Raw genomic sequence first — 22501 nt, forward strand, 5'->3', positions numbered from 1 at the left:
TTAGTCAAGCAGGAAAGATGCCACTGTTTGCACCTGATCGTCTGCAATGAAGGTGGGCGCATGGCCCACGCCCTCAAATTCCACCAGCCTTGCCTTGGGGCCGCGCCGTGTCATGGCCTGGGCAGTGTCACGCGAGAGCAGGTCGGACTGTGCACCGCGTGTCAAAAGGGTCGTCGCCTTGATGTTGTCATACAAATGCCAAAGCATGGCTTCGCCTTGTGCCGCAGACTCTTGTGTGACGCTACGAAACGGTACAGCAATCGCAGGGTCGTAATGCAGGATGACGCTGCCTGCAGCGTCCCCCACCGGCTTGACCATATGGCGTGACAATTCCAGCCACTGGGCTGGCGTATGCGGCCCAAAGCTGGTGGATAGGGCCCACATGACATCTGCTGCCTGCTGCAGTGAGGCAAACTGCCCTGCCTTGCCCAGGTATTCACCAATTCGCTGCAAGGCCTGCCACTGAATGCTGGGGCCCACGTCGTTCAACACCAGGCGCCGCACGGGAGTGGGCAAGGGCAAATCGGCTTGCCCGCACACAATCATGCCAATCAAGCCGCCCATGCTGGTGCCGACCCAATCCAGCGTGACGGGCTTGAGCTGCGCCAGCAGAACCAGCATGTCGGCTGCATAGGAAGGGATCTGATAGGCCATCGGGTCTTTGAGCCAATCACTCTGGCCGCGTCCTGCCACGTCCGGGCATACCACCCGAAGGTCATTGCCAGCCTTTTCACACAGGGTACGTGCCAACACGTCAAAGTCCCTCCCCTGGCGCGAAAGGCCATGCACGCACAGAACAACATGCTTGCCCTGCGGGTTACCCCATTCCCAATAGGCCATGCGGTGCCCACCCGATGCATCAGGGCACAGTACGTAGTTCAGCTTAGGTTCAGACATGGTGCAATAAATGGTTTGATAATGTCAGTGTGCAGATAGCCAGGTGCGCTCGACTGTCTTCATGACCTTATCCTAATTCAATCGAAGCGCCCTCAGACCCATTACGGAGAAACACCATGCTAAAAGGCAAGACAGCCCTCGTCACCGGATCCACCAGCGGTATTGGTCTTGGCATCGCCAAGGCGCTGGCAGCCCAAGGCGCCAACATCGTGCTGAACGGCTTTGGCGATGTCGACGGCCCGAAAGCCGAAGTTTCTGCGCTGGGCGTGAAAGTGGCCTACCACGGTGCCGACATGAGCAAGCCCGCCGAAATTGAAGACATGATGAAGTATGCAGCCGCCCAGTTTGGCCGTGTCGACATCCTGGTGAACAACGCCGGTATCCAGCACGTGGCCCGTATTGAGAATTTTCCGGTGGAGCGCTGGGACGCCATCATCGCCATCAACATGAGCAGCGCTTTTCACGCCACGCGTCTGGCGTTGCCGGCCATGAAGGCCGCCGACTGGGGACGCATCATCAACGTTGCATCGATCCACGGCCTGGTGGGCTCTGCAGAAAAATCAGCCTACGTGGCCGCCAAGCACGGCGTGGTCGGTTTGACCAAGGTGACCGCACTGGAGAATGCCACCACCGGCGTGACTTGCAATGCCATTTGCCCCGGTTGGGTGCTGACGCCGCTGGTGCAAAAGCAGGTGGATGCCAAAGCCGCTGCACAGGGCATCTCCAATGAAGAAGCCACCAAACAGCTGCTGGGCGAAAAAGAACCCTCCATGCAGTTCACGACGCCGGATGAACTGGGCGCCCTGGCTGTGTTCTTCTGCTCACCCGCAGGCAACAACGTGCGCGGCGTAGCCTGGAACATGGATGGCGGCTGGACGGCGCAGTGACGCCAAGTCAGCTGGACTGCTTGAACGCCATCACTGCCTGATTGCGCAGGGTACGCAACAGGGCCAGCTCTTTCTCGTCCAGGATCAGACCGCCCTTCTCTCCCTTGTCCGCATAAATCAGGCCGAAAGGCTTGCCTTTGATGATGAGCGGAAGTAGCAAAAACGTGGGTGCATTGATCGACTTGCGGTACCAAACCGGCAGACGATCGGCAATGCGCGGCTCGGTGGCGTCACTGATCATGGTGTCGGCACCTTTGGTACAAACCGCGGTGAACAGATCCGGTGTGCTGCCCTTGAGCGTAACGCTGAACGATTTGACGACCCGCTCCACACCTTCACCCAGACCGAACCTGCCGGTCAATGCCTCGATCTTGGGATCACGCATACAAAAAATGATGCGTTGAAACTCCATGGCCCGAAACATGGTTTCCAGGATCATGCGCAGCACATCCGTCAGCTTGAAGTCCTCCACCATGGCATTGGTGATGTCCTGAATGCCGGCCGCCAGGATTTCCGCCACGTGTTTCACGTCGCGAGGCGTCACAGCACCGGCTTCAGGGGGTGCGGTCTGCGTTGCGTGCAACTCATGAGGCACGAGTGTGTCAGGCGGATCTTGTCCCTGGTTACCGCGTACACCGGTTTGATCTTCGTCCGGATCGTTCAACAGCTTGGATGCGGCCGAGCCGGGGGAGACCTTGAGATCCATGGCTTTGGCCAGCTCGATGAGCTTGGTGCGCGCCGCAGTGGTCGCCAGCTGCACGGCCGCGACGCTAACGCCCATGGTCTTGGCATAGTTTTTGGCGACCTGCGCCACTCGCGCGGTCACGTCCTTGGGGTCAGCGTGCAGCAGGATATCGGCAATTTCGTTGGCCGCTGCGGCGATCCAGCGCAAACGCTCCGATGTCTCTTCCGGAGCCCGGGCGGGCGGTGCACCGTCAGGTTTTTTCATGCAACGCTGTATGCCCTCGGGCAAGCCCCAGGCTTTGGCCACACCCATACCCAAAGCCTGATAGCTCAAGCCAAGCACGCCGGCCGAGGCAGTTGCCTCACTGACTGGCTGACGGGCAGATGCAGTCAGACCGCGTACAGTGCGCGCTTCTTCGGGAAAATAGTATTCGGCCAGCAGGCGCCCCAGGTTCTGAAACATGGAGCCAATGAAGGCTTCTTCACTTTCCCGAACCACCGGACACAGTTCGCTGCCAATCGACCCTGCCATCAGCGAGCGCAGGAACTCTTCTTTCAGGACATTGGCATGAGCCTTGTCCTGCATATGCTCCAGCAACACCAGGCTGAGCGCCATATTGCGAATACCGTTGAAACCCACCAGACTCACAGCGCGGGACACCGTGCTGATACTGCTACCCCGCGAATAATGGGCACTGTTGACCAGGCGCAGGAGCTTGTTGGTCAAGGCCACGTCTTTCAAAATTTCATTGGTGACGCTGCCCACGCTCTCGGTTTCGGAGGTGGCCATGCCCTGAATACGGACCACCGAATCGGACATGGCGGGGAAATCGCTCTTGTGGCGCATCCGTCGCAGCAAAAAATCAAGGGTGCTGTTGCCATTGCTGGCAGAAGCCCCTTCGCCGTCCTCCTCTTGTGGTTTGGACATCGCGCCAGCCCAGCCGGCAAGCTCGTCATGGAAAACCTTGGCGCTGGCGTGGCGTTGCGAGGGATCCCGCGCCAGGGCACGCGAGGCGATGGAGCGCAGCTTGTCGTCCACATCGGACCGTAGGTCCTTGGGGAGTTCAAGTTGTTCATGTACCACACGGTAGATGGCCCGGTACGGATCGCGTTCGTTGATCAGCGGTTTGCCTGTCAGCATTTCGGCCAACACAATGCCCGCAGAAAAGACATCCATCAAAGGCGTCGCAGCGGTGCCCTCTGCGGCCTCCGGCGACATATAACCAGGTGTTCCGCCATCGGGTGCGGGCCGATCCGACTTGCCCGCACTGGGGGCACTCTGTACCTGGGCCGCAATACCAAAGTCCATCACACGAGCCCGACCCGCTTCGTCAATCAAGACATTGGAGGGCTTCAAATCCCGGTGAACCACACCGGCAGCATGGGCTGTGATCAGGGCGTTCAATACATCCATCATCATGGGCACAGCCTCATGCGCAGGCAAAGCACCACGCTTGCCCAGCACTGCCGCCAGGGTCTGCCCCGGTACGTATTCAAATACCAGGTAGGGCTGCTGCTCGTGCACGTCGGCCTCGAACACGGGAACGATGTTGGGGTGGGTGAGGCGGCTCACGCTGCGGGCTTCCTGCAGCCACTGCGCAATGGCCGACGCATCCGACCCCTTGCCCAGCTTCATCTGCTTGATGGCGACCTCGCGTTCCAAACGCGGATCAAAGGCCAGCCAGACTATTGACTGTGCGCCTTGCCCCAAAACACGCCTTAACTCGAAACGCCCCAGCATTTGGGTTTGTGACTGCGATGGCTGGCCATTGGCCATTCTTTTGATAGTAGAGAGCGGAGAAAAATCAACCATGAATCAGGCAGAAGTAAGGCGATCAGGGAAATACGGCCGAATAATGACCCAAGTATGACATTGCCGCAGGCCCTGCGCTATAGCGCAACAGGCAGACGGTCAAGTATTGAGTTGCGCCTGACTCGGAACAGCTTCCACAAACTGCTCCAGATCCTTGACGGGGAGCGGTCGACTGAACAGATAGCCTTGGTAAGCATGACAGCCATGGTCTGCCAGAAAGCCCCTCTGAGCCTCCGTTTCGACGCCTTCTGCGATCACTGCAAGCCCCAGACTTTGGGCCAGCGCAACGATGGTTTGGGCAATCGCCGCATCGTTGGGGTCGGTCAGCACATCACGCACAAAAGACTGGTCAATCTTGAGTTGATCCAGCGGCAGTCTCTTGAGATAGGACAGCGACGAATAACCGGTACCGAAATCATCCAGTGAAAAACCAATACCACGTTCTCTCAAGGCGCTCATTTTGTCAACGATATCCTCCAGGTTGTCAGCCAGCATGCTTTCGGTCAACTCAAGCTTGAGGTTTTGGGGGTTGGCCCCTGTGTACTCGATCAGACCCAAAACGTAGGCCGCAAAATCCTTTTCCCGGAACTGCCTTGCACTGACATTCACGGCAATCGTCAGTTCGGATCGAACCGGATGCTTTGCCCATGCCACCAGCTGCGCACAAGCGGTTTCAAGAACCCAATTTCCCAGCTGCAATATGTGACCCGTTTCCTCAGCCAACGGAATGAATTCGAGTGGAGACACCATGCCGCGTTCGGGATGGGGCCAGCGCAGCAGCGCTTCAACGCCAGTGACGCGCCCGTGCCTGTCAACCTGAGGCTGGTAATAAAGTACAAACTGCTCCAGCAATATGCCCTGACGTAAATCTGCCTCCAGCCTGGCACGCGAGTTGACCACGGCCTGCATGGCCGGATCAAAAAATCGCATGCCGTTGCGCCCTGCCGACTTGGTCTGGTACATCGCCAGATCAGCCTGTTTGAGCAACTCTTCAATGGACACGGAGTGGTCATAGTACAAAGCAACGCCAACACTGGGTGTACTGTGGAAATCAAGCTCACCCAGTCGATACGGACGGTTGAGCAACTCCACGATTTTTTCTCCCACAAGCCTGGCTTCCGCCGCGGCAACCTCCGGTACCTGGTCCAGATCCTCCAGCATGACCAGAAATTCGTCCCCTCCGAGACGTGCCACCGTGTCGCCGTCCCGCACGCACCCGGTCAAGCGCTTGGCAACTTGCTGCAGCAATTGGTCGCCTTTATCGTGCCCTTGCGTATCGTTGAGCGTCTTGAAATGATCAAGATCGATGAACAGCAAAGCACCACTGCGCTTGTTGCGCTCACTCACCGCCAAAGCGTGCTCCAAACGGTCCATCAACAAGCGTCGGTTGGGCAGGCTGGTAAGCGGATCAAAAAAAGCAAGTTGCTTGATCTGCTCTTCTGCGGCCTTGCGTTGCGTGATATCGGTCAGGGTCGCGACATAGTGACTCACCTCCTGTCGGTCATCCAGAACCGCCATGATGTTGATCCACTCAGGAAACACCTCGCCGTTCTTGCGTCGACTCCAGATTTCACCCGCCCATTGCCCATGCTGCTCCAGGTGACGGTTCATGTTGGCATAGAACGCGTCGTCATGCCGCCCCGAATTGAACAAGGCCAGCGTTTGACCAACGGCCTCCGCCTCGGTGTAGCCCACGCTGTCGGTAAAGGACTTGTTGACCCGCAGAATGACCTGCCGGGGATCGGTCACGATGATGCCTTCCTGGGCTTCAAACGCCGTAGCAGCAATACGCAGTTCCGCGTCCGCACGCGCGCGCTCGGTCAGATCAATATCAATACAGAACATCTCAGGCTCACGTCCGGGTTGCTCCACATACGCGTGACTGGAAAAAACCGGCACCGAAGAACCGTCCTTGCGCTGAAGCACCAATTCCGAAGCAGGAATGGCCTGTCCGGTTTCAAACATCTGGTGCATGGCCTCCCGCACACCCTCGCGCATATCGGGCGGAATGATCAACTCTCGCAAATTCCGCCCCAGCGCTTCCTCGGCGCTATAGCCATACAGCCGTTCAGAGGCCTTGTTCCAGTAGCGGGTTGTCCCGTCCGGTGCGTAGCCTTGCACCGACACTCCGGGAATGTCCTGTAGCAGACTGCGAAATCGGGCCTCGGACTCTCGCAGAGCCATCCCGACCTTGCGGCGGTTCACGCCATCCTGCAGCAACAATCCCAAGAACAAGGTTGCGGGCGTGAATGTAAGGACAAGGGGAAAAGAAACATTGGACAAAACCCTGGCTGCGACTTCAGCGGGCAATTGGGTGAAGATCGTGATGACGACCAGATGCACCAGCAGTCCAAAGGCCAGCAGTTCCCAGACACCCAGCTTGACCCATCCCTTGCCAATGGCATGGCGATAGAGCAACCCCAGGGCGGCGCAGGCCACCACCACGGCGACCCCCACGCCTACACCTGCCCCACCCAACCAGAGTCGATACCCGCCCGCTATAGCTGTCGCCACACCCGCTGCGAGTGGACCACCAAACAGGCCAGCCATGCTGAGCACCACAGAGCGTGCGTCAAATATGACACCCGGCGCCAACACAACAGGTGTCATCATGCCGATGACACAAATACCACCAAAGAGAACGCCCGAAGATATGGCCGCCGCGACTTTGCGCCCTTCCCAGAAACGACTGTTGATACTCTCCAGCAGGCTGAGTGCCAACAGCAGAGCAACTCCTTTGATGAGCTCAATGACCAAGTCCGACCTCCCTGGATTCGAGTATTCGCGGATTATGTACCGCAACAGCCGAAACCCAAAGCAGGGAATGGCCGCAGAGTTGGCGGCTTACTTCAATTGCACAGAACCGGAGACCGTGACCACCACCGAAGTCTTGCCAGCTTCGACCGGCAATGGTGCATCGGCCATTGCGGCCTTGGCTTCGAACTGCATTAATCTGGGGCGTGGCGCAATGCCCTGATCGTTGGTGTTGACCGTGACGTCACGCAATGTATACCCGGCAAAGCCGAAGCCGCGCGCGATTTCCATCGCACGCGCCTTGAAGCGTTCAATCGCCATGCCCTGAGCGTCCCCTTCCACCCGGGCACGCTGTTCGCGACTCAAAGCAAAATTCACCCCGGCGACCGTCAGCGTCTGTATCTTCCCTGCGGTGCTGCTGATGCGGGCGAAGTCACGGCCTTCCAGAATCAACTCGGCAGAGCCCTGCCAGCCACTGGGCTTGCCGTCACGGCCATAACGCTGGTACAGGCTGAAATTACCCGTACGTACATCCAGCTGACCCGGTTGCGCCGTTTTTTTGGCATCGGTCAGCGCGGCGTCAAGCGCCGCCTTCAACTGGCTTTGCACCAGCGTGGCATCGCTGCCCTCACGCGACGTGCTCATGGAAATTGACAATAAATCCTGCGTCACCTCCACCGTGCCAGTTGCGGTCAGCTGGGCTACATTTTGAACCGGCGGATTCATGCCCTGCTGTGAAAAAGCGCCAGAAGAAGTTGCCAATATTGCACAAATTGCTATTAATTTAGTAGCTGAGTTCAAAGTATCGTCTCCCAAAAAAAATTAACACGCGCCCAGATTCAAAATCTGCGGCGCACAGTTCTGGTGCATTTCACGGACGATCCGTGCTGACAGATCGGTGTTGCTGACGCAGTTGCAATCGAAGGTCCGCCCGTTCCTGAGCTGTCAATTGACGCGTTGGGGGTAACTTGGCGGCACTTTTCTCCTCCTGAACCTCACGCGCCTGCGGCATTTGGAGTGCTGATCGAAGCTCGGAACGGCGTTGTTCCGGCGCACTGCGGGCAGGACTTTCCCCATTGGGTGGTGCCGGCTGCGACCAAGCAGTGGACACAAGCAACCCCACCATGGGGATCAAAATCAGCCTGTAATACTTCATAAGTTGGAACTTAACGCTTAGCCTCATGTCAATGTTCACATTGTTTCTCGATGGACTTGCATTCAGGGGCAACATTTGTAACAGTATGTCAGTGCTGGGCGAAATTTCCAGAAATTACATTCACGACCCTGCAAAATCGGTTTTGTTACAAATTTACAAAGGCCATCATGAGCCAAGCAACAAGCCGCACTGACAAGATAATGATCGTCGATGACGACGCCCGCATTCGCGACCTTTTGCGGCGTTACCTCGCCCAGGAAGGCTTTGAAGTCCTGCAGGCAGAAGACGGCAAGGCCCTCACGCGGATCCTGCTGCGCGAAACCGTTGATCTGATCGTATTGGACCTGATGATGCCCGGCGAGGATGGCTTGTCAATATGTCGGCGCCTGCGGGCCGCCAACGACCACACTCCCATCATCATGTTGACCGCCAAAGGCGAGGATGTGGACCGCATCGTCGGCCTGGAAGTTGGTGCAGACGACTATTTGGGCAAGCCCTTCAATCCCCGTGAGCTGCTGGCCCGCATTCATGCGGTATTGCGTCGGCGACCAGTCCAGGAAGCACCCGGCGCACCATCGGCCGACCATGAATCCGTGACCTTCGGCCCCTTCATCTTTGACTTGGGTGCCAGAACCCTGCACAAAGGTGCAGAAGAACTGCCTCTGACCACCGGCGAATTCGCCATGCTGAAGGCACTGGTGCGCCATCCGCGTCAACCTCTGTCACGTGAAAAACTGGCGCAGTTGGCACGAGGCCGTGAGTTCGAGCCATTTGATCGCAGCCTGGACGTTCAAGTATCGCGTTTGCGCAAACTGGTGGAAGTGGATGCTGCGGCGCCACGCTTCATTCAAACTGTTTGGGGCATTGGCTATGTCTTCGTACCCGATGGCGCAGGTTGAATAGATTGACGGACGAACAAGCCGTACTCCCTGATGTCAGCATGCCGATGCCGCTGGAGACGCGCTCCGGGCGGCTTCTTCGCGCTGGGAAGCGGTTTGGGCTGAATCTTTTTTGGCGGACTTTTTTCCTGCTGGCCCTGCTGCTGATCGGCAGCGTTCTGGCCTGGCTGCAGACGCTGCGCGCCCTGGAATTCGAACCCCGCGCCATCCAGACCGCGCAGCAAATTGCGTCCCTGGTCAATTTAAGCCGTGCGGCGCTGATTCACTCCGATGCCATCGCCCGGGTCTCCCTGATCAAGACCATGACAGAGCAGGAAGGCGTGCGCATCGTGCCGAGGGAACCAGGCGACACCTTCGAACCATTCGACACGGATTCGCTGGGTCGGCGAATATCGCAAGAACTCAAGGGGCGCCTGGGGCCCGGCACGGTCGTTGCCAACAGCGTGAACCAGGAAGAAGGCCTATGGGTCGGATTCATGATCGATGGCGACAACTACTGGATGCTCACAGACCGCGCGCGTTTTAACCGCACGGCTGGAAGGACCTGGATGATCTGGCTGATGACGGCCGCCGCACTGTCGCTTGCCGGTGCCGCCCTGATTGCACGACTCATCAACCGGCCGCTCAAGCAGCTTTCGTTTGCGGCCAGCCGGGTACGGGATGGCGACTTTGAAGCCAGTTCTCTGGATGAAACGGTGGCCACCAGCGAAATCCGGGCGGTCAACATCGGCTTCAACCGAATGACCCAGAAGCTAGCCAAGATCGAGCAGGACCGCGCCATCATGCTGGCGGGAATCTCCCACGATCTGCGCACCCCTTTGGCGCGCCTGCGACTGGAAACGGAACTCAGCGTGGCGGACACCGAGGCACGGGCTCACATGGCTGCAGATATCGTGCAACTTGACGCCATCATCGACAAATTTCTGGAATACGCTCGCCCTGGCAATGGTCACCTGGAAGTGGTCTCCTTGCGCGATGTCATCGACTCCTGCATTTACAGCATCCGAAACCGCACCGACATGCGCTTCAATCTGGATCTGGCGGACAATCTGTCTGTACTTGCGGACCAAGTGGAGCTTGCCCGCGTGATCACCAACCTGCTGGAAAACGCAGGCCGTTACGGCAAATCGGTGAACACGGGTATTGCCGTTGTGGACATCGCTGCCAAGGAGCGGGAACAATGGATTTTGCTGAGGGTGAGGGACCATGGCATGGGCGTCTCGCCCGAACAGTTGCTCAACCTGACCAAACCCTTCTACCGCGGAGAAGCAGCGCGCACAGCCGCCAATGGCGCGGGCCTGGGGCTGGCGATCGTAGAGAAAACGATTGTGCGCATGGGTGGCACCTTCATGCTCAGCAACACATCATCTGGCGGCCTGGCCGCCAACATCAAACTGCAACGCGCTCCCAAAGCCTGAGCGACCAGAACGTGTCAGCCCTGACGGAATTCCGGTTCAGCGACGCTTGCGTGCTGGCTTCGAATCGGTCGATTTAGCGCCATTTTGGCGCGGCGGCAAGCCAGTGTGCTGCGTCAAAAGCTGCCCGGGCAGAGGCTGTTTAGAAGCCGCCGGGGTCGAATTTTTGCGCCGTGCACTGGTGTAGTTGCCATCCGTGAGCGGCTGAAAGGTTGGAATCAAATGGTGCTTGCCGTTGCCGATCAGGTCAGCACGGCCCATCGCCTTGAGCGCATCGCGCAGCAAAGGCCAGTTGTTGGCATCGTGATAGCGAAGGAAGGCTTTGTGCAGGCGGCGCCGCTTTTCACCGCGCACGATGTCCACAGTTTCGCTGTCGCGGGTGATCTTGCGCAGCGGATTTCTGTTGCTGTGGTACATCGCCGTGGCGGTGGCCATGGGGCTGGGGTAGAAGGTCTGCACCTGGTCAGCGCGAAAGCCGTTCTTCTTCAGCCAGACGGCCAGATTCATCATGTCTTCATCACTGGTACCTGGGTGCGCAGCAATAAAGTAGGGAATCAGAAACTGCTTTTTGCCAGCCTCGGCCGAGAACTTTTCGAACAGCGTCTTGAACTTGTCGTAGGTGCCGATGCCCGGCTTCATCATCTTGGTGAGCGGACCGGCCTCGGTATGTTCCGGCGCAATCTTCAGATAGCCGCCAACGTGGTGTGTGACCAGTTCCTTGACGTACTCAGGGCTTTGGACCGCCAGGTCATAGCGCAGGCCGGAGCCGATCAGGATTTTCTTGATGCCCTTGAGCGCCCTGCCCCGCCGGTACATCCTGATCAAAGGACCGTGGTCGGTGGTGAGGTTCTGGCAAATGCCGGGGTACACGCAACTGGGCTTGCGGCAAGCGGCCTCGATCTCGGGGCTGCGGCAACCCAGGCGGTACATATTGGCCGTGGGCCCGCCCAAATCGGAAATGGTGCCGGTGAATCCCTTGACCTTATCGCGGATATCCTCGATTTCCTTGATGACCGAGTCTTCGGAACGGCTCTGGATGATGCGGCCTTCATGCTCGGTGATGGAGCAGAAGGTGCAACCGCCAAAACAGCCGCGCATGATGTTGATGGAAAAACGGATCATCTCCCACGCCGGGATCTTGGTGCCATGGTCATGGCTGCCGTTCTCGTCGGCATAGGCCGGATGCGGGCTGCGGGCATAGGGCAGGTCGAACACAAAGTCCATCTCGGCCGTGGTCAATGGAATCGGTGGCGGATTGATCCAAACGTCGCGGGCAGTCACGCCCTCGCCGTGGGTCTGCACCAATGCACGGGCATTGCCGGGGTTGGTTTCAAGGTGCAACACGCGGTTGGCGTGGGCATACAAGACGGCGTCGCTTTTGACCTGCTCGTAGCTCGGCAGTCGGATCACCGAGCGGTCACGCGGCGGCACTTTGAGCTTGCCCATGAGCGCAGGGTTGGGCATGAAGGTCAAGGGCTGGATCGTCGCATTGACCTCGGATTTTGAGACTTTCTGGCCTCCAGCCAGGGTATCCATTGAACTTGATGCTTCATCTTTTGTAGCATCTTCTTTGGAGCATGTGCCGCCCTTTTCGGCTGCCTGCTCGCTGGTGGTCATGTAAGGATTGACATGCGACTCCACCCTGCCCGGCTCGTCCACGCTGGTGGAGTCAATCTCGAACCAGCCTTCGGGAGACTCGCGGCGGAAGAAGGCCGTGCCACGCACATCGGTGATCTGCTCGACCGGCTCCTTGGCAGCCAGCCGGTGGGCGATTTCGACAATCGCGCGCTCGGCATTGCCATAGAGCAGCAAATCGCACTTGGCGTCCACCACGATGGAGCGACGCACTTTGTCAGACCAGTAGTCGTAATGTGCGATCCGGCGCAACGAGCCTTCGATGCCACCCAGCACAACGGGGACGTCCTTGAAGGCTTCGCGGCAGCGCTGGCTGTACACAATGGCGGCACGGTCAGGGCGCTTGCCGCCCACGTCACCGGGGGTGTAGGCGTCGTCACTGCGAATCTTGCGGTCTGCGGTGTAGCGGTTGATCATGGAGTCCATGTTGCCCGCCGTCACGCCCCAGAACAGATTGGGCTTGCCCAGCACCTTGAACGGCTCAGCGCTTTGCCAGTCCGGCTGGGCAATAATGCCGACCCGAAAACCCTGGGCCTCCAGCATGCGGCCAATCACGGCCATACCGAAACTGGGGTGGTCGACATAGGCATCACCCGTCACCAGGATGATGTCGCAACTGTCCCAGCCCAGCACGTCCATCTCGGCCCGGCTCATGGGCAGGAATTTGGCCGTGCCAAAGCGAGCCGCCCAGTATTTGCGGTAACTGGTCAGTGGTTTGGCGGCGCGCGCGAAAAAGGAGACGTCAACGGGGGCGTTCATGGAGGAATAACCGGGAGTAACCGGTAAGTGTAAGGTTTTATGCTTGGCAGCACCACCTAAAGGGGTATCCCCCTGGGGTATCAGACGCCGGGAGACGGGCTGTTTGGCACGCCCATGCGGACATGCTGGATCAATCGGTCCAGCAACGAACCCAACACTTGCTGTTCGGCCGTATTCAGGCAACCGAAAATAGCGTCGTTACGACTGGCAATGATGCCCATCAACTGGGTGAACCGCCTTTCACCGCTTTCCGTCAGGGTTAAAACGACACCCCGGCTGTCCACGGTACTGGCCAGCTTGTGGACGTGACCCCGATCCACCAGGGCCTGCGCCGCCCGGCTGGCCTGCCCTTTGTTGAGGTTGGCCCTGGCCGCCAGATCGTTCACGGACAAGGGTGCAAAACTGCCAATAGCGGCCAGGCAGCGTGCCTCGCCGAGGGGCAAATCCAGCTCGCTGGCATAGGCCTCAGCCGTATGCCGGTCACTCAGTTTGCTGAGCAAATGCAGGCGGTAGGTGAGAAACCGGTCCAGCGCAGGCAGTGCCAAGGTTGACAACGCCGCTTCTGCGCGCGCACCACGCGGCGCACCCTCAGGCGCCATGCGACTCGGCTTGGCACTGTGCCTGGGCATTGGCAATCAACGGCAACACCTCTTCGGCCCGCTCAAAGCGGCTCATCAGCGACAAACACACCATCCCCAGAAAGAGTGAAGCCTGCTCTTTTCCAACATCAGCCAGCGCAGCACACAGGGTGGAATAGGACTGGTCCAGATCAGCATCGGTCATGCCCATACTCCCTTACTTTTCAAACACGTCAGTAGCGGCGCGGGATCAAGCCCGCGCCAGCGGCCCATCACATAACCGTCCGGTCGCACCAGCACCAGGCCCGACGCCCCAGTGTCGGGCAATCCGTAGCGCAGCCAGGCTTGGCCCTGCGGGTCGGCATCGGGTTCAATCTCAAGAACCGCCACGCCCTGCTCTACCAGCGTCTTGCCCACATGGGGCATGGCGCCGTCACTGAATACCAGCGCCACAAAGTCCGTTCCGAAATAGCTGCTCAAGTGGCGCGGGCCTTGACGCCCACTTAACAAAGCCTCGGGTGCAGGCGCGCCCGGCGTCGCCATGGCGTTGGTCCAGACGCCTGCTTCGGGTTCGTTGAGCGGCGAACCCACATAGTTGATCGGCGTCGACTGTCGTGGGTTGATCAGGGGGCGTACCTTGTCGTCACTCAGTGCCAGCCTGAGCGTGGCTTCGCGCATCAGCTTGAAGGCAAAGTTGGGCGGCGCCATGAACTCGGTGCTTTTGGCCCCATAAGCAATGTTCTCCTGCGTGGCATGAACACGCTCGGCAGAATACGAATCCAGCAGGCGGTCCGGCGAACTGCCTTCGATCACGCGCGCCAGTTTCCACGCCAGGTTGCCGGCGTCATCCAGACCCGAGTTAAGACCGCGCACGCCAAAAATCGGCACGAGATGTGCCGCATCACCCGCAAACAGAACCCGTCCCTGGCGGTAACTGGGCAGCGTCAGGCATTTGGCGTTGTAGATCGAAATCCAGAGCGGCTCCCAGGGCTCGTTCTCGCCGATCATGCTCAGGTGGCTCTGCACGCGGGGCAGCACGTTCTCGGGCTTCACGGCCTCCAGCGGGTCTTCGTCGTCGCGGATCTGGTAGTCGATGCGCCATACATCGTCGGGCTGGCGGTGCATCAGGATGGTGGAGCCCGGATTACTGGGCGGGTCAAACCAGGCCAGTCGCTCGGTGGGTCGACTGGTCTTCTGGACGATGTCCACAATCACATACTTGCCGTCGTACTGCGTGCCCTGCAGTTGCAGGCCCAATTGCTCGCGCACCGTGCTGCGTCCGCCATCGCAGGCCACCACCCAGTCGGCATGGACGCTGCGCGTGCCCTGGGGTGTTTGCACCTGGACTTGAACACCGTGCAATTGCGGCACAACAGTCTCTACCCGGCTGGACCAACTCACCTGTGTCAGATCGCCCCCTTGCATGGCGGCCTGATGGGCGAACTCTTCCACGTAGAACTGCTGAATATTGACCATCGGCGCAAAGCGCTGCGTCGGCTCGCTGGGCATTTGAAAGTGCAGCACTTCATCATTGCGGTAGTAGCTGCGCCCCCCCACCCACGAAAGGCCTTTTTCCACCAGGGGCTTGTCCGCCCCCACCCACCCCAGGATTTCCTGCGAGCGACGCGACATGCAGATGGCGCGACTGCCTGAGCAATAGCCTTCGTCCGCCTCGATCACCAGGCTGGAAATGCCATGACGCGACAACAGCGCCGCCAGGGTCAGCCCCACCGGTCCGCCGCCGGCAATCAGCACAGGTACGCGGTGAGGGAGTTCAGTGAAAGAAAAGTTCATGTGCTGTATCGCTTTGTGAGGCTGTAACTTCACTGTATTGCAAATTGGTTGCGCACGCAACTAATTATCGAGCCTCCCCGGATCTTCCTGAATGCATCCGAAATGCGCTATCGTTACTGCATGCTTACTTTCGACACCTTGCAAGCCTATTGGTCTGGACCGCTCGTCACCACCAATGTCATCGTCTTCCTGAACCTGCTGGGTGCCCTGCTGCTGGGCCTGCTGGTGGGTTACGAACGGTCTTACCATGGTCGAGCGGCTGGCATGCGCACCTACGGACTGGTGTGCATGGCGTCGGCCGCGTTGACCGTTATTGGCGGCTATTCCCATTTCTGGTTTGGCGGCAATTCCATGGCATCCACCAGCGGCGATCTATCACGCGTGATTCAGGGCATCGTGACCGGCATCGGTTTCCTGTGCGCGGGCGTCATCATGCGTGAGGGTTTCAACATCAGTGGCTTGACCACGGCTGCTTCGCTATGGGCATCTTCTGTCATCGGTATTTTGGTCGGGGTCGGTTTTTACGGTGCAGCGATGACGCTGGCGCTGCTCAGTGCCATCTGCATGGTTTGGATATCCAGGCTCGAGAGCTGGCTTCCGTCCCGGCAGGCGGTGGCCATCACCCTGAAATTCGACAAGGACTTCGTGCCGGTTGAGGCAGCACTGCGCGGCATGGCCAACTCACGCGGCTACGACATCGCGGATGGCACCGTCAACATCAGCCTCAAAGACGGCTCGCAAGAGTGGCGTTTTGTGGCCATTGCGCGCAGCCGGCAAAAAATGATGCCCCTGTCGGACCTTGCCCAGGAAATGGCCAGGTTCAGCGGCGTCAACAGCTTTAATGTGTCCTACGCCCGCAATTGAAATCTGCGCGATGAAAAATCGCCACGGTGTCAACAACAATGACTGAGAACGCGCGCCATGTTTAATTTTTTGCCGCCACTCCTGGTCGGCCTGATCGCAACCACGCTTATGGCGCTCAACGCCCTGTTCTGGGTGCCCATTTTGCTGCTTGTATCGCTGGTGAAGTTGATCATCCCGGTCAAGGCTGTGCGTCTGCTGATCGACCCCATCCTGCTACTGATCGCAGAAGCCTGGATTTGGGGCAACAGCAGCTGGATGCGGCTGACGCAGCGCACCACCTGGGATGTGCAAGGCATCGAAGGCCTCAACGACCGCAGCTGGTACCTGGTGAACTGCAATCACCAGTCGTGGGTGGACATTCTGGTGCTGCAGCACTTGTTCAACCGGCGCATTCCCTTGCTCAAGTTTTTTCTCAAGCACCAGTTGATCTGGGTGCCGGTGATGGGGCTGGCCTGGTGGGCACTGGAATTTCCATTCATGCGCCGCCACAGCGAGGAATATCTGAAAAAACACCCCGAGATGCGGGGCAAGGACCAGGAAACGACCCGCAAGGCCTGCGAAAAATATGCACTCATCCCCACCAGCGTGATGAATTTTCTGGAAGGCACACGCTTCACGGCCGCCAAACATCAGCGGCAACAATCACCCTACAGGCATTTGCTCAAACCCAAAGCCGGTGGCATTGCCCTGGCACTCAACGCCATGGGCGACAAGTTTCAGGCGATTCTGGACGTAACCATTGTTTACCCCGATGGCGCACCGGATTTTTGGCAGTTCCTTACCGGCAAGCTCAAACGCGTCATCGTGCGGGTGCGCCCTCTACCGGTACCCCATGAACTGGCCCAGGGAGACTACGCCGGCGACCCCGCGGTACGCGAGGCCTACCAGAAATGGGTCCACCAGATGTGGCTGGACAAGGATGCGCAGATTGAGGCCTTACTTCGGCCCCAGGCCGGCATCCATAAAGCGTCGTAAGCTATCAATTAGATAGCGATAAACACTCAACGCATGTGCTTGAACATCTTGGCGTTAAACGCCTCGGTGATGCACAGGCGCCGCGGGCCGGGTACCAATTCAAAGGACTCCCCCGCGCCAATCGACCCGGGCTCGTCCACCGCCAGGTAAAACCCGCAACAGCCTTTTTGCGCCATGGCTTTGACGGCACCGTTGTAACCCATGGCGGCATTGAACTTGTAGCAGGGCTCACGCGGCTGCGTCACGCGCAGCGTGCAATCTGCAAACTTGAGCACGTCGCCAACCCACGCCTCGGTTTCCAGCAGACCCTGCAGGCTCAGGTTTTCACCCATGGAGCCAAAAGGCAGCGCATCGTCAATGCCGGTCAACCCGGCGTCCGTACGCGCCTTCTGCCAAAACGGGTAATGCTCGCTGGGGTAGGCGTAGACCGCCTTGTCCAGACCCCCATGTACCGACAAATCGGCCTGTTCATCGCCGTCAAGTCCCAGGCGAGCGACCTTGACCGGGCCGGACACGGGCTGCTTGTGAATGGCCGTCAGGATGGAGCGCCCGCTGATCTGGACGCGCCGCGCTTGCGCGGTCTGTAGCGAAAGAACTGTGGTCACTTTCCCCCCAATCCCATCGAACGCGTGATCACCTCTTTCATGATCTCGTTGGTGCCGCCGTAGATACGCTGCACGCGCGCGTCGGCGTAAGCGCGGGTGATGGGGTATTCCCACATGTAGCCGTAGCCGCCGAACAACTGCACGCACTCGTCCATCACCTTGCACTGCAGGTCGCTGCACCAGTACTTGGCCATGCTGGCGGTAGCGGTGTCCAGCGTTTTGGCCATCAGCAACTCGGTGCACTTGTCAACAAAAACACGGGCCACCTGCACTTCGGTCTGCAACTCGGCCAGCGTGAAGCGCGTGTTCTGGAAGGCAGCGACGGGCTGGCCAAACACCTTGCGCTCCTTCACGTAGTCCACCGTCCAGTCAATGGCAGCCTGCGCCGCCGCCACAGCACCGATGGCGATCTGCATACGTTCCCACGGCAGCTGCTCCATCAGGCAAATAAAGCCACGGTTTTCCTGGGCTTTTCCCCCAAGCAGGTTGCTTGCGGGAACACGGACATTGTCAAAGAACAACTCTGAAGTGTCCTGCGCCTTGAGGCCCAGCTTTTTCAACCGCTTGCCCACCGAGAAGCCGGGCATGCCACGCTCAACCAACAGCAGGCTGGTGCCCTTGGCCCCGGCGGCGGGGTTGGTCTTGGCCACCACAATCACCAGATCGGCGTGCCAACCGTTGGTGATGAAAGTCTTGCTGCCATTGAGCAGGTAGCTGCCGTCGGCCTGCTGAATCGCATTGGCCTTGATGCCTTGCAGGTCGGAGCCCGCAGCGGGCTCACTCATGGCAATGGCGCCGATCATCCCGCCACTGGCCAGCTTGGGCAGGTACTTTTTCTTTTGTTCTTCGGTGCCGTAGTGCAGGATGTAGGGCGCCACGATCTCGCTGTGCAGGGAGTAGCCGATGCCGGAGAAACCGCCCCGGCTGAGCTCTTCCATCTGCACTACGGAATACAGCTTGTCGGCACCAGCGCCGCCATATTCCTCGGGCATGGTCATGCACAGAAATCCGTTGTCGCCGGCCTTGTTCCACACCGCACGGTCCACATAGCCCTGCTCTTCCCATTCGGCATGAAAAGGCGCAATTTCCTTCTCCATGAAACGGCGAAAGCTGTCACGAAAAGCTTCGTGCTCAGGGGAAAAAAGTGTTCTCTGAATCATGGTGCAGCCTGTTTGACAAAATTTGAGGTAATTTTACAAAGCGATTGCTTTGTAAAAAGAATATACTGCATTCTGATGTGTCACCACACATAATTTTTTGAACCTGTCCCTCAACTGGAGCCCCCATGACTGAAGCATTTGTGTTTGATGCCATCCGCACCCCGCGTGGCAAGGGTAAAAAAGACGGGAGCCTCTACGAGGTCAAGCCCATCAACCTGCTGGCCGGCGTGCTGACCGAATTGCAAAGCCGCAACGACTTCGACACCTCGAAAGTGGACGACGTGGTCATGGGCGTGGTCTCTCCTGTGGGCGAACAGGGCTCGGTCATTGCCAAAGTGGCAGCACTCAAGGCCGGTTGGGACTTCACCTGCTCGGGCGTGCAGATCAACCGCTTTTGCGCTTCGGGCCTGGAAGCCGTCAACATGGCGGCCCAAAAAGTGCGCTCCGGCTGGGAAGACCTGGTGGTGGCCGGTGGCGTGGAGAGCATGAGCCGCGTGCCCATTGGCTCGGACGGTGGCGCGTGGGCCATGGACCCGGAAACCAACTCGGCCACAGCATTCGTTCCGCAAGGCATCGGCGCTGACCTGATCGCCACGCTGGAAGGCTTCTCGCGCCAGGACGTGGACGCATTTGCACTGGAGAGCCAAAAGCGCGCCACCAAGGCACGTGCCGGTGGGCTCTTTTCTCGCTCGGTGGTTCCGGTCAAGGATTTTCTGGGCCAGGTGATTCTGGCGGAGGACGAGTTCATCAAGCCGCAATCCACACTGGAAGGCCTGGGCTCGCTCAAGGCATCGTTCGAGCAGATGGGTGGCATGGGTTTCGACCAGGTCGCTCTGACCCGCTACCCGCAGGTCGAGCGCATCAACCACGTGCACCATGCGGGCAATTCATCGGGCATTGTGGACGGTGCCGCAGCCGTGTTGATCGGCTCCGAGGCTGCAGGCAAGATGCATGGCTTCACGCCACGTGCACGCATCGTGTCGGCTGCGCTGAGCGGTGCCGACCCCACCATCATGCTGACCGGCCCCATGCCTGCTGCCCGCAAGGCGCTGGCCAAGGCCGGCCTGACGATTGACCAGATCGACCTGTTTGAAGTCAACGAGGCTTTTGCCGCGGTGGTGATGCGCTTCATGAAGGAAATGCGTGTACCGCACGAAAAGGTCAACGTGAACGGCGGCGCCATCGCCATGGGCCACCCGCTGGGCGCCACCGGCGCCATGATTCTGAGCACACTGATTGACGAGCTGCACCGCCGCAATCTGCGTTACGGCCTGGCCACCCTGTGTGTGGGCGGCGGCATGGGTATTGCCACCATTGTCGAGAGAATCTAAGAGAAATTAACCTCTAGCCCTCGTATTCATTACGCAAGTAGCTCCTAATTAAATAGCAAATATTTCATGAAAACCATTCAATACGCTTTGCAGGACGGCATTGCCACCGTCACCTTCGATGAGCCCAATTCGCCGGTCAACACCATGTGCATGCAATGGCAGGAAGACCTGTCGGAATTGACGGCGCAAGTACTCAAAGACAAGGACGCCATCAAAGGCATCGTCCTGGCCTCCGCCAAGACCACGTTTTTCGCCGGCGCCGACCTCAAGGGCGTGATGCGCGTGCAACCCTCCGACGCGGGCGGCATCTTCACCGGCATCGAGCTTGTCAAGAAGAACTTCCGCACCATCGAGACCCTGGGCAAGCCCGTGGTGAGCTGCCTCAATGGCACCGCTTTGGGCGGCGGCTGGGAAGTGGCACTGATTGGCCATCACCGCATTGCCATTGACGACCGCAAGATTCAGTTCGGTCTGCCTGAAGTCACCCTGGGCCTGCTGCCCGGCGCCAGCGGCGTGACCAAGATGACACGCCATCTGGGCCTGATGGGTGCACAACCCTACCTGGTCGAAGGCAAACTCTTCTCCCCCAGCGAAGCCAAGGCCATGGGACTGGTGCACGATCTGGTGGCACCGTCCGACACAGCAGCGGCCGAGATGCGCGCCAAGGCGCTGGCCTGGATTGCAGCCCATCCGACAGCCCAGCATCCCTGGGAAGCCCAGGACTACAAGGTGCCTGGTGGCACGCCAAGCAACCCCAAGGTTGCCGGCATGCTGGTGGTTGCACCTGCCATGATCAAGAAGCAGACACGCGGCCTGTACCCGGCGCCTGAAGCCATCATGGCCTGCATGGTTGAAGGCTTGCAAGTGGACATGCCCACTGCGCTGCGCATTGAGAGTCGTTACCTGGCCAAGCTCATGACCGGCATCAACGCCCGCGCCATGATCAACACCTTCTTTTTCAACATGAACGCCATCAAGAGCGGTCAGTCACGCCCTGGCACGGCACCGCGCTTCAAGCCCGCCAAGGTGGGCTTGCTGGGTGCCGGCATGATGGGTGCGGGTATTGCCTACTCGCAGGCGAGCAAGGGTATTGCCACGGTGCTCAAGGACGTGAGCCAGGAGAAAGCCGATCTGGGCAAGTCCTACAGCGCCAAGATCACCCAGGGCCGTGTGGACAAAGGCCGCATGAAGGCTGAAGACCAGCAGAAAATTCTGGACCGCATCCAGGCCACCGCCAACGCGTCCGACCTCAAGGACTGCGACCTGATCATCGAGGCGGTGTTTGAAAACCGCGAGCTCAAGGCCAAGGTCACCAAAGAAGCCGAACCCATGCTGACCCCCGGCGGCTTCTTTGCTTCCAACACCTCCACCCTGCCCATCAGCGGCCTGGCCACCGCCAGCGCTGCCCCGGAAAAGTTCATCGGCATCCACTTCTTCAGCCCGGTGGACAAGATGAAGCTGGTGGAGATCATCCGCGGCAAGCAGACCAACGATGAAACCGTGGCCCGTGCTTTTGACTACGTGCAGGCCATCGGCAAGATCCCGATTGTGGTGAACGACTCGCGCGGCTTTTTCACCAGCCGTGTGTTCGGCACCTTCGTCATGGAGGGTGTGGCCATGCTGGGTGAAGGCATTCCGGCTGCAGCGATTGAAAACGCAGGTGTGCAGTGCGGCATGCCGGTGGGCCCGCTGGCCGTGCTGGACGAAACTGCCCTCACGCTGAGCCTGCATGTGATGGAGCAGACCAAGGCCGACTTTGAAGCGGAAGGCAAGACCTATGTGGCCTCGCCGGGCGAACTGCTGGTGGCTGAACTGGTGCGCAAACACAACCGGCCAGGCCGTGCGGGCGGCGGCGGCTTCTACGAGTACCCCACCGAGAAAGGCGCCAAAAAGTTTTTGTGGCCTCAGCTCAAAAACTTGTTCGAGAAGTCGAACGTGCAATGGAACGTTACCGACATCAAAGACCGCCTGCTGTTCCGCCAAGCGGTGGAGACTGCGCGCTGCCTGTGCGAGAACGTGCTGACCACGGTGCACGACGCCAACATCGGTTCCATTTTTGGCATTGGCTTCCCAGCCTGGACCGGCGGCGCCATGCAGTTCATTTATGGCATGGGGGTGGAGGCTTTCGAGAAGCGCGCCGCTGAGCTTGCGAAGCAGTTTGGCCCAGGCTTTGCCCTGACCGACGAAGTAAAGGCTGCGATCCGCAAGTACCAGCCGGTCTACTAAGCCGTTAAAGTAGGGCTCGACCCTGTTTGCGTCGCCAAACGGACGCCAACAGGGTTTCTTTTTTTTGGG

17 protein-coding genes are annotated in these 22501 nt (G+C 59.0%); 7 read left to right on the top strand and 10 right to left on the bottom strand.

Going from position 1 to position 22501, the window contains the following annotated elements:
* Nucleotides 1-897, bottom strand: a complete 897-nt coding sequence (locus IV109_RS09975; protein WP_296695450.1) for an alpha/beta hydrolase — start codon at nucleotides 895-897, stop codon at nucleotides 1-3.
* Nucleotides 898-1013: 116 nt separating this feature from the next.
* Here IV109_RS09975 and IV109_RS09980 point away from each other — a divergent pair, with 116 nt between their 5' ends.
* Nucleotides 1014-1784 (top strand): 3-hydroxybutyrate dehydrogenase, encoded by a 771-nt coding sequence (locus IV109_RS09980; protein ID WP_296695453.1) that lies wholly within the window; start codon nucleotides 1014-1016, stop codon nucleotides 1782-1784.
* Between the two features lie 7 nt (nucleotides 1785-1791).
* Here IV109_RS09980 and IV109_RS09985 read toward each other — a convergent pair whose 3' ends face one another.
* From IV109_RS09985 to IV109_RS09995, 3 genes are all read right to left on the bottom strand, one after another.
* The gene (locus IV109_RS09985; protein ID WP_296695458.1) at nucleotides 1792-4281 is read right to left on the bottom strand and encodes a serine/threonine protein kinase; all 2490 of its coding nucleotides are present in this window, start codon (nucleotides 4279-4281) and stop codon (nucleotides 1792-1794) included.
* Nucleotides 4282-4380: 99 nt separating this feature from the next.
* Nucleotides 4381-7038, bottom strand: a complete 2658-nt coding sequence (locus tag IV109_RS09990; RefSeq protein ID WP_296695460.1) for an EAL domain-containing protein — start codon at nucleotides 7036-7038, stop codon at nucleotides 4381-4383.
* 87 nt (nucleotides 7039-7125) lie between these two features.
* Nucleotides 7126-7761, bottom strand: a complete 636-nt coding sequence (locus tag IV109_RS09995; RefSeq protein WP_296695464.1) for an SIMPL domain-containing protein — start codon at nucleotides 7759-7761, stop codon at nucleotides 7126-7128.
* 597 nt (nucleotides 7762-8358) lie between these two features.
* Here IV109_RS09995 and ompR point away from each other — a divergent pair.
* On the top strand, nucleotides 8359-9090 hold the full coding sequence (gene ompR, locus IV109_RS10000; protein ID WP_296695469.1) for a two-component system response regulator OmpR: 732 nt from the start codon (nucleotides 8359-8361) through the stop codon (nucleotides 9088-9090).
* Nucleotides 9091-9131: 41 nt separating this feature from the next.
* Entirely contained in the window at nucleotides 9132-10508 is a 1377-nt protein-coding gene (locus IV109_RS10005) for a sensor histidine kinase (protein WP_296695756.1), read from the top strand.
* Between the two features lie 36 nt (nucleotides 10509-10544).
* Here IV109_RS10005 and IV109_RS10010 read toward each other — a convergent pair whose 3' ends face one another.
* The 4 genes from IV109_RS10010 to IV109_RS10025 all read right to left on the bottom strand — a co-directional run bounded on the left by IV109_RS10010 (nucleotide 10545) and on the right by IV109_RS10025 (nucleotide 15271).
* Entirely contained in the window at nucleotides 10545-12899 is a 2355-nt protein-coding gene (locus IV109_RS10010; RefSeq protein WP_296695471.1) for a YgiQ family radical SAM protein, read from the bottom strand.
* An 80-nt stretch (nucleotides 12900-12979) separates the two neighbouring features.
* Nucleotides 12980-13498 (bottom strand): MarR family winged helix-turn-helix transcriptional regulator, encoded by a 519-nt coding sequence (locus IV109_RS10015; protein WP_296695474.1) that lies wholly within the window; start codon nucleotides 13496-13498, stop codon nucleotides 12980-12982.
* A complete protein-coding gene (locus IV109_RS10020; protein WP_296695477.1) occupies nucleotides 13488-13682 on the bottom strand; it encodes a hypothetical protein in 195 nt (64 codons plus the stop codon). Before IV109_RS10020 ends, IV109_RS10015 begins: the two co-directional genes overlap by 11 nt.
* On the bottom strand, nucleotides 13679-15271 hold the full coding sequence (locus IV109_RS10025) for an FAD-dependent oxidoreductase (protein WP_296695480.1): 1593 nt from the start codon (nucleotides 15269-15271) through the stop codon (nucleotides 13679-13681). The genes IV109_RS10020 and IV109_RS10025 overlap by 4 nt, the downstream gene beginning before the upstream one ends.
* A 120-nt stretch (nucleotides 15272-15391) precedes the next feature.
* On the opposite strand from IV109_RS10025, the gene IV109_RS10030 reads away from it, so the two are divergent.
* Nucleotides 15392-16135, top strand: coding sequence for an MgtC/SapB family protein (locus IV109_RS10030; protein WP_296695759.1), 744 nt, complete (start codon nucleotides 15392-15394; stop codon nucleotides 16133-16135).
* Between the two features lie 57 nt (nucleotides 16136-16192).
* The gene (locus IV109_RS10035; protein WP_296695483.1) at nucleotides 16193-17110 is read left to right on the top strand and encodes an acyltransferase; all 918 of its coding nucleotides are present in this window, start codon (nucleotides 16193-16195) and stop codon (nucleotides 17108-17110) included.
* A gap of 26 nt (nucleotides 17111-17136) precedes the next feature.
* Here the strand turns inward: IV109_RS10035 and IV109_RS10040 are convergent, their stop codons facing one another.
* Together IV109_RS10040 and IV109_RS10045 are read right to left on the bottom strand one after the other, a co-directional pair.
* Complete coding sequence (locus IV109_RS10040; RefSeq protein ID WP_296695486.1) at nucleotides 17137-17715, bottom strand: MOSC domain-containing protein; 579 nt, start codon at nucleotides 17713-17715, stop codon at nucleotides 17137-17139.
* Nucleotides 17712-18875 carry an acyl-CoA dehydrogenase family protein gene (locus tag IV109_RS10045; protein ID WP_296695489.1) on the bottom strand — a complete coding sequence of 388 codons (1164 nt, stop codon included), beginning with the start codon at nucleotides 18873-18875 and terminating at the stop codon, nucleotides 17712-17714. Before IV109_RS10045 ends, IV109_RS10040 begins: the two co-directional genes overlap by 4 nt.
* Nucleotides 18876-19000: 125 nt before the next feature.
* On the opposite strand from IV109_RS10045, the gene IV109_RS10050 reads away from it, so the two are divergent.
* Together IV109_RS10050 and IV109_RS10055 are read left to right on the top strand one after the other, a co-directional pair.
* A complete protein-coding gene (locus IV109_RS10050; RefSeq protein WP_296695491.1) occupies nucleotides 19001-20206 on the top strand; it encodes an acetyl-CoA C-acetyltransferase in 1206 nt (401 codons plus the stop codon).
* 66 nt (nucleotides 20207-20272) lie between these two features.
* Nucleotides 20273-22432: a 3-hydroxyacyl-CoA dehydrogenase NAD-binding domain-containing protein gene (locus IV109_RS10055; protein ID WP_296695493.1), complete on the top strand. Its 2160-nt coding sequence runs from the start codon at nucleotides 20273-20275 to the stop codon at nucleotides 22430-22432.
* Nucleotides 22433-22501 lie beyond the last annotated feature (69 nt).

The organism is Rhodoferax sp. (assembly GCF_018780565.1).
Lineage (GTDB): Bacteria > Pseudomonadota > Gammaproteobacteria > Burkholderiales > Burkholderiaceae_C > Rhodoferax.

Excerpts from the sequence above, each read along its gene's own strand:
- IV109_RS10025 (WP_296695480.1), bottom strand. The coding sequence starts at position 15,271 with ATGAACTTTTCTTTCACTGAACTCCCTCACCGCGTACCTGTGCTGATT.
- ompR (WP_296695469.1), top strand. The coding sequence starts at position 8,359 with ATGAGCCAAGCAACAAGCCGCACTGACAAGATAATGATCGTCGATGAC.
- IV109_RS09980 (WP_296695453.1), top strand. The coding sequence starts at position 1,014 with ATGCTAAAAGGCAAGACAGCCCTCGTCACCGGATCCACCAGCGGTATT.
- IV109_RS10010 (WP_296695471.1), bottom strand. The coding sequence starts at position 12,899 with ATGAACGCCCCCGTTGACGTCTCCTTTTTCGCGCGCGCCGCCAAACCA.
- IV109_RS10005 (WP_296695756.1), top strand. The coding sequence starts at position 9,132 with ATGCCGATGCCGCTGGAGACGCGCTCCGGGCGGCTTCTTCGCGCTGGG.
- IV109_RS10035 (WP_296695483.1), top strand. The coding sequence starts at position 16,193 with ATGTTTAATTTTTTGCCGCCACTCCTGGTCGGCCTGATCGCAACCACG.
- IV109_RS10050 (WP_296695491.1), top strand. The coding sequence starts at position 19,001 with ATGACTGAAGCATTTGTGTTTGATGCCATCCGCACCCCGCGTGGCAAG.
- IV109_RS10030 (WP_296695759.1), top strand. The coding sequence starts at position 15,392 with ATGCTTACTTTCGACACCTTGCAAGCCTATTGGTCTGGACCGCTCGTC.
- IV109_RS10045 (WP_296695489.1), bottom strand. The coding sequence starts at position 18,875 with ATGATTCAGAGAACACTTTTTTCCCCTGAGCACGAAGCTTTTCGTGAC.
- IV109_RS10015 (WP_296695474.1), bottom strand. The coding sequence starts at position 13,498 with ATGGCGCCTGAGGGTGCGCCGCGTGGTGCGCGCGCAGAAGCGGCGTTG.
- IV109_RS10055 (WP_296695493.1), top strand. The coding sequence starts at position 20,273 with ATGAAAACCATTCAATACGCTTTGCAGGACGGCATTGCCACCGTCACC.
- IV109_RS09985 (WP_296695458.1), bottom strand. The coding sequence starts at position 4,281 with ATGGTTGATTTTTCTCCGCTCTCTACTATCAAAAGAATGGCCAATGGC.
- IV109_RS10020 (WP_296695477.1), bottom strand. The coding sequence starts at position 13,682 with ATGACCGATGCTGATCTGGACCAGTCCTATTCCACCCTGTGTGCTGCG.
- IV109_RS09975 (WP_296695450.1), bottom strand. The coding sequence starts at position 897 with ATGTCTGAACCTAAGCTGAACTACGTACTGTGCCCTGATGCATCGGGT.
- IV109_RS09995 (WP_296695464.1), bottom strand. The coding sequence starts at position 7,761 with ATGAATCCGCCGGTTCAAAATGTAGCCCAGCTGACCGCAACTGGCACG.